This is a genomic window from Arthrobacter sp. 05N428_2, assembly GCF_056397065.1.
In genome coordinates this window covers 76,250-89,518 of sequence record NZ_JBFTMR010000006.1, presented here as the reverse complement: position 1 = coordinate 89,518, position 13,269 = coordinate 76,250, and the positions used below count along the sequence as shown (strand labels likewise).

Genomic DNA, 13,269 nt, shown 5'->3' with positions numbered 1-13,269 from the left:
CCGGCCGCCACGTGACGTCCGGATGCCGGATAGTGCCGGCCGAATGCCGCGGGCGGGGCTTCGCCGGAATACGCTGGCAGGAAGTACCAGTCGCACGAACAACAGGGAGATGAACCAGTGGCAGCCGAAGAAGCCTTCGAAGGAACGTTCAGGGAGATGTTCCGCCGGCACGCCGCCGGCGTCGCCATTATCACGGCGAACTACGACGGCGTCCCCTACGGTTTCACCGCCACCTCGGTGGCGTCCCTTTCGGCCAAGCCGCCGCGCTTCACATTCAACATGGCCCGCACCTCCAGCTCCTGGCCCGCGGTGGCCAACTCGGCGTACGTCGGGGCGCACATGCTCGGGCTGGAGAACCAGGGCCTCGCGGACCGGTTCGCCCGCACCCGCGACCGGTTCGGGGGCGACCACTGGGAGCTCGGCCCGCACGAGGTGCCGATCCTCAAGGACGTCTCAGGCTGGCTGATCGGCAAAATCCAGATGCGGCTCTCCTTCGAGAACAACGCCGTGGTGGTCGTCGAGGTGGTCGACGGCGCAATCGGCGGCGACGGCGTGCCGTTGCTGTACCACGGGGGCAGCTACAGCCAGCCGGCGCCGCTCGACTACGAAATCTAGGCCGGCGCAGACCCGGGCAGGCCGGCCGGCCTGCCCATCAGCTGTCCAGGCAGGTGGGGCCGAGCAGCACCTTGAGGTCGCCAAACAGGGACGGGCTGGGGTTGACGCGCAGATGCACGGGCAGCCCCATCACCTCCACCCGGGAATCACCGTGCAGGTGCAGCCGCACCTCCGACCTGCCGCGGTGGGTCTTGAGCACCTCACCGAGTTCGTTCACCACGGCTTCGGTGGCTTTGTGCGTCGGCATGGTGATCACCAGCGGCCCGTCGAGGCCTTCGCTGAGGTCCGGTACCGAGAGTTCCATGCAGTTGACGGCCACCGCGCCGTCGTCCCGGCGCTGCAGCCGGCCCTTGATGACGACGATCAGGTCTTCGGCCAGCACCGAGGCGATCGGTCCGTAGACCTGGCCGAAGAACATCACTTCCACCGAGCCCCCGAGGTCCTCGATCTCGGCGCGCGCGTAGGCGTTACCGCTGGCCTTGGCGATCCGCCGGCTCAGTGAGGTGATCATCCCCGCGATGGTGATGATGGCGCCGTCGTGCGGGCCGTCCTCGGCGATCACGGAGGTGATGGACTGGTCCGCGTGCTGGGACAGCAGCCCCTCCAGGCCCTGCAGCGGGTGGTCCGAGACATAGAGTCCCAGCATGTCGCGTTCGAAGGACAGTTTGTCCTTCTTTTCCCATTCGGGCAGCTCGGGGATCTCGATGCTTAGCGAGGACTCCGACTCGGTGGCATCGATGCCGGCGAACAGGTCGAACTGTCCGATCGCCTCGTTGCGTTTGAGCGTGATCACCGAGTCGATGGCCTCCTCGTGGATCATGGCCAGGGCCCGGCGGTGGTGTCCGAGCGAGTCGAACGCGCCGGCCTTGATCAGCGATTCGATGGTCCGCTTGTTGCAGACGACCGCGGGGACCTTCATCAGGTAGTCCTTGAAGGAGGTGTACGCGCCTTCGCTTTCGCGTGCGGCCACCATCGCGTCGACGACGTTGACGCCGACGTTGCGGATGGCGCCCATGCCGAAGCGGATGTCGTTGCCGACCGGGGTGAAGTTGAGAGCAGACTCGTTGACGTCCGGCGGAAGCACTGTGATGCCCATCCGCCGGCACTCGTTGAGGTAGATCGCGGACTTGTCTTTGTCGTCTCCGACCGAGGTCAACAGGGCGGCCATGTACTCCGGCGCGTAGTGCGCCTTCAGGTAGGCGGTCCAGTACGAAATCACGCCGTACGCAGCCGAGTGCGCCTTGTTGAAGGCATAGTCGGAGAAGGGCAGCAGGATGTCCCAGAGCGTCTTGACCGCTTCCATGGAGTAGCCGTTGTCCTGCATGCCCTGGGAGAAGCCGGCAAACTGTTTGTCCAGCTCGGACTTCTTCTTCTTGCCCATGGCCCGTCGCAGGATGTCGGCCTGGCCCAAGGAGTAGCCGGCGAGCTTCTGCGCCACCGCCATGACCTGCTCCTGGTACACGATCAGGCCGTAGGTCCCGCCCAGGATCTCCTTCAGGGGTTCCTCGAGCTCGGGGTGGATCGGGATGACTTCCTGGATCTTGTTCTTGCGCAGGGCGTAGTCGGTGTGGGCGTTGGCGCCCATCGGGCCCGGCCGGTACAGGGCCAGCACGGCGGAGATATCTTCGAAGTTGTCCGGCTTCATCAGCTTGAGCAGCGAACGCATCGGACCGCCGTCGAGCTGGAACACGCCCAGGGTGTCGCCCCGGGCCAGCAGTTCGTACGAGGCGGCGTCGTCGAGGGCCAGGGCCTCCAGGTCCAGGTCCACGCCCCGGTTCATCTTAATGTTTTCCAGCGCGTCGGAAATGATCGTCAGGTTCCGCAGGCCGAGGAAGTCCATCTTGATCAGGCCGAGGCCCTCGGAGGTCGGGTAGTCGAACTGCGTGATGACCTGGCCGTCCTGGAAACGGCGCATGACCGGGATGACATCGATGATCGGGTCCGAGGACATGATGACACCGGCGGCGTGGACGCCCCACTGCCGTTTCAGGCCTTCGATGCCGAGGGCGGTCTCGAAGACTTTGGCCGCCTCCGGGTCCGTGGCGATCAGTTGCCGGAAGTCCGCAGCCTCGCTGTAGCGCTTGGAGTCCTTGTTCTGGATGTCCGCCAGTGGGATGTCCTTGGCCATCACGGCCGGCGGCAGCGCCTTGGTGAGCTGTTCGCCCATGCTGAACGGATAGCCCAGCACGCGCGAGGAGTCCTTGAGCGCCTGCTTGGTCTTGATGGTGCCGTAGGTGACGATCATGGCGACGCGCTCGTCGCCGTACTTGCGCGTCACGTAGTCGATCACTTCGGAGCGTCGCCGGTCATCGAAGTCGACGTCGAAGTCAGGCATGGAAACGCGGTCCGGGTTCAGGAAGCGTTCGAAGATCAGGCCGTGGTGCAGCGGGTCCAGGTCGGTGATGCGCATCGCATACGCGACCATGGAACCGGCGCCGGAGCCGCGGCCGGGACCTACCCGGATGCCGTTGTTCTTGGCCCAGTTGATGAAGTCCGCCACCACCAGGAAGTAGCCGGGGAACCCCATCGAGGTGATGACGCCCAGTTCGTAGTCCGCCTGGGTGCGTACCTTGTCCGGCACGCCGCCCGGGTAGCGGTACGCAAGCCCGGTGGCCACCTCCTTGACCAGCCACGAGGTCTCGTCCTCGCCCGGCGGGCAGGGGAACCGCGGCATGTAGTTGGCGCCGGTGTTGAAGGAGACCTCGCAGCGTTCGGCGATCAGCAGCGTGTTGTCGCAGGCGTCCGGGTGGTCCCGGAAGAGTTCCCGCATTTCCTGCGGCGATTTCAGGTAGTACCCGCTGCCGGAGAAAGCGAAGCGGGAGCCGCCGTTGTCGTAGGTGGGTTCCAGCAGCGTGGAGCCGGACTGGATGGCCAGCAGGGCCTCGTGCGCCTTGGCGTCATGCTCGTGCGTGTAGTGCAGGTCGTTGGTGGCCACCAACGGCAGGTTCAGTTCCTTGGCCAGCCGGAGCAGGTCCCCGGTGACCCGCCGTTCGATGTCCAGGCCGTGGTCCATGAGTTCGCAGAAGTAATTCTCGGCCCCAAAGATGTCGCGGAACTCGGCCGCGGCCTCGACGGCTTCCCGGTACTGTCCGAGCCGGAGCCGGGTCTGGACTTCGCCGGACGGGCAGCCGGTGGTGGCGATCAAGCCCTCGGAGTAGGTGTTGAGCAATTCGCGGTCCAGCCGCGGCCACTTGCCGAAGACAGAGTCCAGGGAAGCGATCGAGGAGGCGCGGAACAGGTTCCGCATGCCGACGTTGTTGTAGCTCAGCAGCGTCATGTGGGTGTAGGCGCCGCCGCCGGAGATGTCATCCTTGCGCTGGCTTTCCTCGCCCCAGCGGACCCGGCTCTTGTCGGTGCGAGCGGTTCCCGGCGTGACATAGGCTTCGACGCCGATGATCGGCTTGATGCCCTTGTCGGTGGCGCGCTTCCAGAAGTCGAAGGCCCCGAAGAGGTAGCCATGGTCAGTGGTGGCCAACGCGGGCATGCCCAGCCGCTCGGTCTCATCGAAGAGTTCCCCGAGTCGCGCCGCACCGTCCAACATGGAGTACTCGGTGTGGTTGTGGAGATGGACGAACGAGTTGTTGCTGGAAGTCACCGAACCATTCTAGTGCCGGGCCCGGACTCTTCCTGCCCGGCACGCGGCCGGTCAGGCCTGGCCGGACTCCAGCACCTCAAGGGCGTACTGCAGGTCCTGCGGATACTCGCTGGTCACGGTGACCCGCTCCCCCGTCCGCGGGTGGTCGAAGGAAAGCTGCCGGGCATGCAACCACTGCCGCGTGAGGCCCAGGGTGGCGGCGAGCCGGGGATCCGCGCCGTAGGTCAGGTCTCCGGCGCAGGGGTGGCGGAGTGCCGAGAAATGCACCCGGATCTGGTGGGTGCGGCCGGTTTCCAGGTGCACCTCCACCAGTGAGGCCTTGCCAAAGGCCTCCAGCACCTCGTAGTGGGTCACGGAGTCACGGCCGTCCTCGATCACGGCGAAGCGCCAGTCGTGCCCGGGGTGGCGTCCGATCGGCGCGTCGATGGTACCGGCCAGCGGGTCGGGCAAGCCCTGGACGACGGCGTGGTAGACCTTGTCCACGGTGCGCTCCTTGAAGGCCCGCTTGAGCGCCGTGTAGGCTCTCTCGGTCTTGGCCACCACCATGACGCCGGAGGTCCCGACGTCGAGCCGGTGCACAATGCCCGCGCGTTCGGGCGAACCCGAGGTTGAAATCCGGTAGCCGGCGCCGGCGAGGCCACCTACCACTGTCGGCCCGACCCAGCCGGGCGACGGGTGCGCGGCCACACCGACGGGTTTGTCGACCACGACGAACTCGTCATCGTCCAACAGGATCTTCAGGCCTTCCACGACTTCCTCCACGACTTCCAAGGGATCCCGGCGGGCCGGCACGACGACGTCGAGCTCGGCGCCTGCGCTGAGCTTGAGCGACTTCCCGACGGCTTTGCCGTGGCTGCTGACGTTGCCCTCAGCGATCAGCGTGGCCGCCTGTGAGCGGGAGATGCCCATCAGCTTCGCCAACCCGGCGTCGACCCGGGCCCCCGCCAGTTCGTCGGGGACGGTAAAGTGCCGGCGCTCCGGCGCCGTCACCGGTCCGGGCTCAGACATTGTGCTCCCGGGCGTTGTGTTCCGGCGCCTTGTGCTCACGGGTACCGTGGTCCGGCGCGGCCGGGCCGGTGGCGGCCGTGTCCTGGCGCTTGCCCAGGCGCGAGCCGTCCAGGCCTAGGCCGCGCAGGGTGAGCAGGCAGATGATGACCACCGCGGAGACCACAGCCGAGTCGGCGATGTTGAAGATCGCGAAATTGGGCAGCTGGATGAAGTCCACCACATGGCCCATCGCGAACGAGGGCTCCCGGAAGAGCCGGTCGGTCAGGTTCCCGAGCGCGCCGCCTAGTAGCAGCCCGAGGGCCAGCGCCCACCAGGCGGAGCCGAGCCGGCGCAGCTGCAGCAGGATCGCAACCGACACGGCGGCCATGATGATGGTGAACACCCAGGTGACGTTTTCGCCGATCGAGAACGCGGCGCCGGAGTTGCGGATGTAATACCAGTGCAGCAGCGGCGGCAGTACGGGGATCCGCTCGCCTTCAGTCATGGTGGCCGTGACCCACAGCTTGGTGAGCTGGTCGAACACGTAGGCGAACACCGCGAACCCGGCGAACAGGGACAGCAGCAGGGCGCGCCGCGGCTTGCGCACGGCGCCGTCAGCGGCCGGCAAAGGCTGGGCGGAGTCTGCGGGCTGGGCTGAGTCTGGGGTTGGTGCGTCAGTCATAGTGCTTTCGTTCCGGAGCAGGTTAAGGCAAAAGCCGGTGGCCGAGGGAGTCCTCAGCCACCGGCTTTCAGAATACTTGCTAAACGTCCTAGCTGTTGGCTTCGACCTCGGGGGCCGCCACCGAACCACGGGCGTCCAGGTCACGCAGCTGGCCTTCGATGTAGGCCTTCAGGCGGGAACGGTAGTCACGCTCGAAGCCCCGCAACTGCTCGACCTTGCGCTCCAGCACGGAACGCTGCTGCTCGAGGGCGCCGAGGATCTTGCGGGACTTTTCCTGCGCATCGTTGACGAGGCTGCTGGCTTCAATCTGCGCCTCAGCGATGATCTTGTCGCGCTGCTGCTCGCCGTCGGACACGTGCTTGTCGTGCATCTGCTGCGCCATGGCCAGCAGTCCTGCTGCGGACTCGGCGGACGGCGTGGAAGCGACACGGGCGGCCGGGGCGGCAACGGGTGCCGGCGCCTGCTCGGCTTCCTTCTTCTTGGCGGCTTCGGCGGCCTTGGCCTCGGTTTCTGCCTTGGCGCGGTCGTCCTTTTCGGCCTTGACGGGTGCAGGCACCTTTTCCACGACGGGAGCGCCAGCAGCGGAGCTGGCAGCCGTGCCGGAACCGGACTCGGCGAGCTTCTTGCGCAGCTCGTCGTTCTCCTGGTTCAGGCGCCGCAGTTCGACGACGATCTCATCCAGGAAGTCATCAACCTCGTCCTGGTCGTAGCCTTCACGGAACTTGGTCGGCTGAAAGCGCTTGTTGACAACGTCTTCTGGCGTCAAAGCCATCTGGTCACCTCGTTGGTCTAGTTAGTCAGGGGCCTTCCGGCCGTCAAAACTACGGTACCTAAATATGGTCTGGTTCCTCTAATTCAACACCGCAGTGTCAAACCGGAGTTTCAATCTTTTCGGCGTCGGACCAGGTCCGCCGCCGCGGCTACGCGGCGATGGGCTGCGCGAAGGTAAAGTACCTGGCGATGCCCATGGCCACCGAAACGGCCAGGAAGAGCGCCAGGAACGCCAAGTCAAGCGAGATTCCGCCGAGCCGCAGCGGCGGCAGGATCCGGCCGAGCAGCTTGAGCGGCTTGTCCGTAACGGAGTACACGGCGTGCGCGGTGACGAGCGCGGCGCCGCGCGGACGCCAGCTGCGGGCGAACATCTGCACCCAGTCGAAGATGAGGCGGACGATCAGGGCAACAAAGAAGAGCAGCAGTGCAACGTAAGCCAGTCCGAAAACAATTCCCATGACTTAAGTTATATCTCTCTGTTCGCTCGGGATACCGCAGTGTCCTGACAGTGGTTACGCATCTATTCCAACACGGATTGTTCAGCACTGATGCCAGACAGGTCTCCCTGCCTGGCATCAGTGCGTCAATCGTGGACTAGCTCTGGTTGAAGAAACTGGCCTGCGTCTCGCTGATCTTCTTGTCGTCACCAATCACTTCGACGTACGACGGCGATAGCAGGAAGACCTTGTTGGTCACCCGTTCGATGCTGCCGCGCAGGCCGAACACGAGGCCTGCGGAGAAATCGACGAGGCGCTTGGCATCGGCCTCGCCCATGTCGGTGACGTTCATGATGACGGGGATGCCGTCACGGAAACTCTCACCGATGAGCTTGGCATCGTTGTAGGACCGGGGGTGGATCGTCGTGATCTGCCGCAGTCCGGTGGTCTCTTCGCGGCTGGCCGCCGCTCGCTTGATGGGTGTCACGGGTGCGCGGTATTCCTCTTCAGCGGCGTAGGAATCTTCCTGGGGTGCCTCGCGGACAGGGGCCGGTGCGCGGCGCTCCTCGCGGTCGTGCTCCATGGAATCGTCCTCATCCTTGTGCAGTGTGTGATGCTCGGACTCGTAATGTTCATCGCCATCGGCGAGCCCAAGATAGATCATTGTCTTGCGCAGAGCGCCGGCCATGGTCGACTCCTAATCGTGTCCTATGCGGGCCGCTCAGTGACTTGACAGTTCTGGAGTCACTCCATCGGAATCACTGAATTGGAATCCCCGCCATTACCTTCCAATACGACGAACCTACCCCACTGCCGGGCGCGGACCGAGAATATCGGCACCAATTCGAAGGTGTGTCGCCCCGAACAGGATCGCCGCTTCGAGGTCCTGGCTCATCCCCGCCGAAATGGCTGTGGCCTGCGGATACTCGGCGCGGAGTCGGGCGGAGATACCGGCCAGTTTCTCGAACGCTGCGTCCGGAGCCACCCCCAAGGGTGCCACAGCCATAACGCCGGCCAGCCGGACACCGGCGGCTGCGGCGAGCAGTCCGCCCAGTTCCGGGACCGCGGCGGGCAGGGCGCCCCCGCGGCGCCCGTCGGCGTCCTCGTCCAGGCTGACCTGGATGAAGCACTCGAGGTCCTCGCGGCCGGTGCGCTCATGTTCGGCGGCCATCGCCTTGGCGAGGGCGGCGACCAGCTGGGGCCGGTCGACCGAGTGCACCGCATGGGCGTACTTCACCACGGATTTGGCCTTGTTGCTCTGCAGCTGGCCGATGAAGTGCCAGCGGAGCCGCAGCCCTGCCAGCCGGGCAGCCTTGTCCGCCGCTTCCTGGTCCCGGTTTTCGCCGACGTCCGCAACGCCGAGCGAAGCCAGCCGCGCGACGTCGCCGGCGGGGTGGAACTTGGTGACCACGATTAGTTCCGGCGGGGCGTCCTGCCGCCCGGCGCCGGCCGTGGCGGCGTCGATCCGGAGCCGGACGGCGGCTAGCCGCCGGCGCAGCTCGGCGAGGCGCGCGTCGTCGCGGCCGTCCCACATGGCTGGCTCGGTCACTGGACTTCCTCCGTCCAAACCAGCCCTGCGAACCGGCCCGTCCGGTTGTCGCGGCGGTACGAAAACAGGTCCGCATCCTCCCGGGTGCAACCGCCGGCATATTCGACGGCGACGTCGTCAGCCGCCAGCTGACTCCGCACCCCGGCGGGAAGGTCCAGCCCGGGGGTGCCGTGCGACGTCGTGCACCAGGCCGCGGGAACGAGCGCGGCCACCTCCGCACGCATGGCCTCGGGAACCTCATAGCAGTGTCCGCAGATCGACGGGCCGACCCAGGCGGCGAGGTCTTCGGCTCCGAGCGCACGCATCCGCGCCAYGGCGGCCGGGACCACCCCGGCGGCCATGCCCGGCCGGCCCGCATGGACGACGCCCAGCACCGGCGCAGCCCGGCCGGCGACCGCGCGCTCCCCCACCAGCACGATCGGCACGCAGTCGGCCACCATGACCGCCAGCGGCTCCCCGGCCGAAACCATGGCGTCGGCGGTCGGCGCCGTCACCGGGCCGTCCCGGCCGGCGTCGGCGGCGCCTGCGGCGACGACTGCCACCGCGTTGCCGTGGACCTGGTTCATGTACCGGAAGTGGCGGGAACCGAGCCCGGCGGTTTGTTCAAGTTCATCCCGGCGGCGGCGGACCGCGGCCGGATCGTCGCCGACGTGGAGCGCCAGGTTGCCTGCCGCGACGTTCGTGAACGCCGCCCACACGCCGGGCCGCACCTCGGCTCGCCAGGAAAACACTCAGCCCACCGCCGCATCAAGTACCAGCAACATTGAAATCTTCATACCAATCACCGTAACCCGCCAAAGCAGCATGGCACCGCCCGCGGGCGGTGCCATGCTGCTTTGGCGGTAACGGACGCGCGGCCTACTTCAGGAAGTCGGGAACGTCCAGGTCATCCGAATGGCGTCCGGACAGATCCGGCTCGACCACCGAGGGAAGGTCGACGTCGAAGCCCGAGTCGGCAGGCAATGCCGACGAACGCTGCTGACCCCAGTTGCTCAGCCCAGAAGCGCCGACACCGGCGTGCTGCGGCTGGGCCGGCGCCGAGGCGGGAGCCTGGGCGGGCGCCGGGGTGGCGGGCCGCGCCGGAGCGGGCAGCGACTGGTCCATCGACGGCGAAGTGGCCTTGACGTCGTCGAACCCGGCCGCGATCACGGTCACGCGGGCCTCGTCGCCGAGGGCGTCGTCAATCACGGCGCCGAAGATGATGTTGGCTTCGGGGTGGGCGACTTCCTGGACGAGGCGGGCGGCCTCGTTGATCTCGAACAGACCCAGGTCCGAGCCGCCCTGGATGGACAGCAGGACACCGTGGGCGCCGTCAATCGACGCCTCCAGCAGCGGCGAGGCGATGGCCAACTCGGCGGCCTTGACCGCACGGTCTTCGCCGCGGGCCGAGCCGATGCCCATCAGTGCGGAGCCCGCACCCTGCATCACGGACTTGACGTCGGCGAAGTCAAGGTTGATCAGGCCCGGAGTGGTGATCAGGTCGGTGATGCCCTGGACACCGGACAGCAGGACCTGGTCGGCGGAACGGAAGGCATCCAGCACCGAAACGTTGCGGTCGCTGATCGAGAGCAGCCGGTCGTTCGGGATGACGATCAGGGTGTCGACTTCGTCGCGCAGGGCGTCGATGCCGGCTTCGGCGGAACCGGCGCGCCGGCGTCCCTCGAAAGTGAACGGGCGGGTGACGACGCCGATGGTCAGGGCGCCCAGCGAGCGGGCGATCCGGGCCACGACGGGGGCGCCGCCGGTGCCGGTGCCGCCGCCTTCGCCGGCGGTGACAAAGACCATGTCCGCGCCCCGGATGACCTCTTCGATTTCGTCGGCGTGGTCCTCCGCAGCCTGCTTGCCGACCTCAGGATTCGCACCGGCCCCAAGGCCGCGGGTCAGCTCACGTCCGACGTCGAGCTTGACGTCGGCGTCGCTCATCAACAGCGCCTGCGCGTCGGTGTTGATGGCGATAAATTCGACGCCGCGAAGACCGACTTCGATCATGCGGTTGACTGCGTTCACGCCACCGCCGCCGATGCCGACGACCTTGATGACGGCCAAGTAATTCTGCGGAGCTGCCACGTTACGTGTCCCTTGTTCGTGTTTATTGCGAAAACTGATGGAGTCAAGCTTGAAGCCCAGGAGGTTAACCTTCTAGTTGAAGGTTATAGTTATGTCAAGTAACTCATGTCTGTGACGCTATTTCCTATGCCGGGGACATTCAATAACCGGCTCCGCGTGTCGCGGTAATACCGAGAAAATACCCAGCGTTTGTGTCCGCGGGTCGCTATTAGCGCCGGTTGGGCAGCACCGGTCCCGGCCCGGGCACCTATAGGACTATCGCCCGGCCGCGCGCCGATGTAAGTAGTTGGCAACTATCGCGTGACCGGATGCCGCGGCACACTGACGTCGTATACCCGGACCGGATTTTTCGGATCGGCGGGCGCCTTCAGCAGCGCCGCGAGCACCTTAGCCTTGAGCTCCTTCTCCCCTTCGTTGCCCCAGACAATGGTCTGTCCGTCCACCAGCTTGAGTTCGACCGCATCGACCGACTTGGCCGAGGCGTCGGAGAGCCGCGCGAGCACGTCGGCCGGAAGCGCCCCGAGAACGGCGGTAATGGCATGGAACAGGTCCTGGGGCAGCGCGCCCGCACCGCCGTCGATGACCGGGAGCTTCACCGAGGAAGGATCGGGCGTGGTGCTGAGCTGGACGCCGTCGGCATCCACCAGCTGGAAGACGTCCGCCTGCTTGACCAGCGCCACCGGGACCCGCTCGGTAATCTTTACCTCCAAGGTGGACGGCGGCCGCGCCTCGGTGGTGACCGCCTTGACCTGGACGAGCGGCTTCAGCAGGCCGCTGACGTCCTGATCGCTGATCTGCGGCAGCGGCTTGCCCTGCAGCGGAGCCAGCGCGGCCTTGACCTGGTCCGGACTGAGCATCCGGGTACCTTCCACCGTGACCGTTTGGAGCGCCAACCACGGCGAGTAGACGGCGGCTGCCACGATTCCCGCGATCAACACCGCCATCACCCCCACCGTGCTGAGCACGATCCGGCGGCGCCGTTTGGCCTTCGGCTCGGGGAAAGACAGCACATTGCCACGGCCGGGGCCTGGTGAGGCGGTTCCTGCCGTGCCCGGTCCTGTTGGTGCCGCCGGGGTGTCCGATTTGGACGCAGAGATGACGTCCGACGGTCCCCCGGAGCCGTACCCGGGGCCGCGCGTGCTAGCCACCGGGCGCCGCCAGGGTCAACGCCTCAACGATTCGGGGACCGTAGGCGGTGACGTCCCCGGCACCGACTGTCAGCACGATGTCGCCGGGCGCGGCGACCTCCAGGACGGCCTGCACGGCATCGTCACCGGACCCCACGAGCCGGCCGCGGTCCCCGAGGTGGTTAGCGATCAGCTGGCTGCTCACGCCCGGGATGGGGTCTTCCCGCGCCGGATAGATGTCCAGCACCAGGGCGGTGTCCGCCGTGTTGAGGGCGTCTGCGAACTGATGGGCAAATTCCCGGGTCCGGGAGAACAGGTGCGGTTGGAACAAGACGTGGACCCGGTGATCTCCCGCCACCGATCGGGCCGCGGCGAGGGCAGCGCGCACCTCGGTGGGATGGTGGGCGTAGTCGTCGTAGACCCGCACGCCCCGGCCCAGACCCTTGAATTCGAAACGGCGCGAGGCCCCGGAGAAGTTCGCCAGCGCGCCTGCCGCCGCCTCGGGAGCGACGCCGAGCTCCAGCGCGACGGCGAACGCGGCTGCAGCGTTCAACGCGTTGTGCCGGCCCGGCACCTGCAGCTGGACGTCGAAGCGTCCCGCCGGGGTCGAGATCCAGACATCGCCCGGGCCGCCGTCGTGCAGCTTCACATCGGCGTCCGCGGCTGTGCCGTAGAGGACGACCCGGGTGTGGGCCTGTTCGCGGGTGCGCAGCGCAAGGGCGCGCGCGCCGTCGTCGTCCGCGCAGGCGACCAGCAGGCCGTCCACGGGGAGCAGCGCGACGAAGCGGTCGAACGAGGCGTAGACGGCTTCCGCCGTGCCGTAGTGGTCCAGGTGGTCCGGTTCGACGTTGGTCACCACCGCGATCTGCGGGCGGTAGTTCAGGAACGACCCGTCGGACTCGTCGGCTTCCGCGACGAACACCGGGGACGTGCCGGAAGCCGCGTTGACGCCGAGGGCGGGGACGTTGGCGCCGATCGCGAAGGACGGATCCATCCCGGCGCCCTGCAGGAGCACGGTGATCATCGACGTCGTGGTGGATTTGCCGTGCGTGCCGGCCACCGTGACTGCCGTGTCCTGCGCCATGGTGGCGGCCAGTGCCTCGGAGCGGTGCAGCACCGGCAAGCCGGCGGCGCGGGCAGCGGCCAGTTCGGGGTTGTCGGCGCGGATCGCCGAGCCGGCGACGACGGTCTGCGCATCGCCGAGGTTCGCTGCGCCGTAGCCGACGGCGATCCGGGCTCCGGTGGCGGCGAGCTCGGCCATGACCGGCAGGTCCTTGGCGTCGGAGCCGCTCACGGGGACGCCCCGGGCAACCATGATGCGGGCGACGGCGGACATCCCCACACCGCCGATGCCGATGAAGTGCACGCGCCCCAGCGAATCCTGGGTACGGGCGGCCGGCGGGGTGCTGTTCCGGGCCTGGGTCATTGCTATACCGCTT

At 67.0% G+C, this 13,269-nt stretch carries 12 protein-coding genes; 1 reads left to right on the top strand and 11 read right to left on the bottom strand.

What is annotated here, in order from left to right; translation table 11 throughout:
• Positions 1–156: 156 nt before the first annotated feature.
• A complete protein-coding gene (locus tag AC1DGI_RS08675) occupies positions 157–615 on the top strand; it encodes a flavin reductase family protein (protein ID WP_476898589.1) in 459 nt (152 codons plus the stop codon).
• Positions 616–652: 37 nt separating this feature from the next.
• Here the strand turns inward: AC1DGI_RS08675 and dnaE are convergent, their stop codons facing one another.
• The 11 genes from dnaE to murC form a co-directional block, all read right to left on the bottom strand.
• Entirely contained in the window at positions 653–4,210 is a 3,558-nt protein-coding gene (dnaE, locus tag AC1DGI_RS08670) for a DNA polymerase III subunit alpha (RefSeq protein ID WP_476898478.1), read from the bottom strand.
• 51 nt (positions 4,211–4,261) lie between these two features.
• The gene (locus AC1DGI_RS08665; RefSeq protein ID WP_441403381.1) at positions 4,262–5,218 is read right to left on the bottom strand and encodes an RluA family pseudouridine synthase; all 957 of its coding nucleotides are present in this window, start codon (positions 5,216–5,218) and stop codon (positions 4,262–4,264) included.
• The gene (lspA, locus tag AC1DGI_RS08660) at positions 5,211–5,879 is read right to left on the bottom strand and encodes a signal peptidase II (protein WP_476898477.1); all 669 of its coding nucleotides are present in this window, start codon (positions 5,877–5,879) and stop codon (positions 5,211–5,213) included. Before lspA ends, AC1DGI_RS08665 begins: the two co-directional genes overlap by 8 nt.
• 88 nt (positions 5,880–5,967) lie before the next feature.
• Positions 5,968–6,651: a DivIVA domain-containing protein gene (locus AC1DGI_RS08655; protein WP_441403566.1), complete on the bottom strand. Its 684-nt coding sequence runs from the start codon at positions 6,649–6,651 to the stop codon at positions 5,968–5,970.
• 148 nt (positions 6,652–6,799) lie between these two features.
• Positions 6,800–7,108 (bottom strand): YggT family protein, encoded by a 309-nt coding sequence (locus AC1DGI_RS08650; protein WP_476898476.1) that lies wholly within the window; start codon positions 7,106–7,108, stop codon positions 6,800–6,802.
• Between the two features lie 136 nt (positions 7,109–7,244).
• Positions 7,245–7,775 carry a cell division protein SepF gene (locus AC1DGI_RS08645; RefSeq protein ID WP_476898475.1) on the bottom strand — a complete coding sequence of 177 codons (531 nt, stop codon included), beginning with the start codon at positions 7,773–7,775 and terminating at the stop codon, positions 7,245–7,247.
• 114 nt (positions 7,776–7,889) lie between these two features.
• Positions 7,890–8,621 (bottom strand): YggS family pyridoxal phosphate-dependent enzyme, encoded by a 732-nt coding sequence (locus tag AC1DGI_RS08640; protein WP_476898588.1) that lies wholly within the window; start codon positions 8,619–8,621, stop codon positions 7,890–7,892.
• Between the two features lie 11 nt (positions 8,622–8,632).
• Positions 8,633–9,367: a purine nucleoside phosphorylase YfiH/LACC1 family protein gene (locus AC1DGI_RS08635; protein ID WP_476898474.1), complete on the bottom strand. Its 735-nt coding sequence runs from the start codon at positions 9,365–9,367 to the stop codon at positions 8,633–8,635.
• Positions 9,368–9,494: 127 nt separating this feature from the next.
• Complete coding sequence (gene ftsZ, locus AC1DGI_RS08630) at positions 9,495–10,703, bottom strand: cell division protein FtsZ (protein ID WP_441402530.1); 1,209 nt, start codon at positions 10,701–10,703, stop codon at positions 9,495–9,497.
• A 293-nt stretch (positions 10,704–10,996) separates the two neighbouring features.
• The gene (locus tag AC1DGI_RS08625; protein ID WP_441402529.1) at positions 10,997–11,851 is read right to left on the bottom strand and encodes a cell division protein FtsQ/DivIB; all 855 of its coding nucleotides are present in this window, start codon (positions 11,849–11,851) and stop codon (positions 10,997–10,999) included.
• Entirely contained in the window at positions 11,844–13,256 is a 1,413-nt protein-coding gene (gene murC, locus AC1DGI_RS08620; RefSeq protein ID WP_476898473.1) for a UDP-N-acetylmuramate--L-alanine ligase, read from the bottom strand. The genes AC1DGI_RS08625 and murC overlap by 8 nt, the downstream gene beginning before the upstream one ends.
• Between the last annotated feature and the right edge of the window lie 13 nt (positions 13,257–13,269).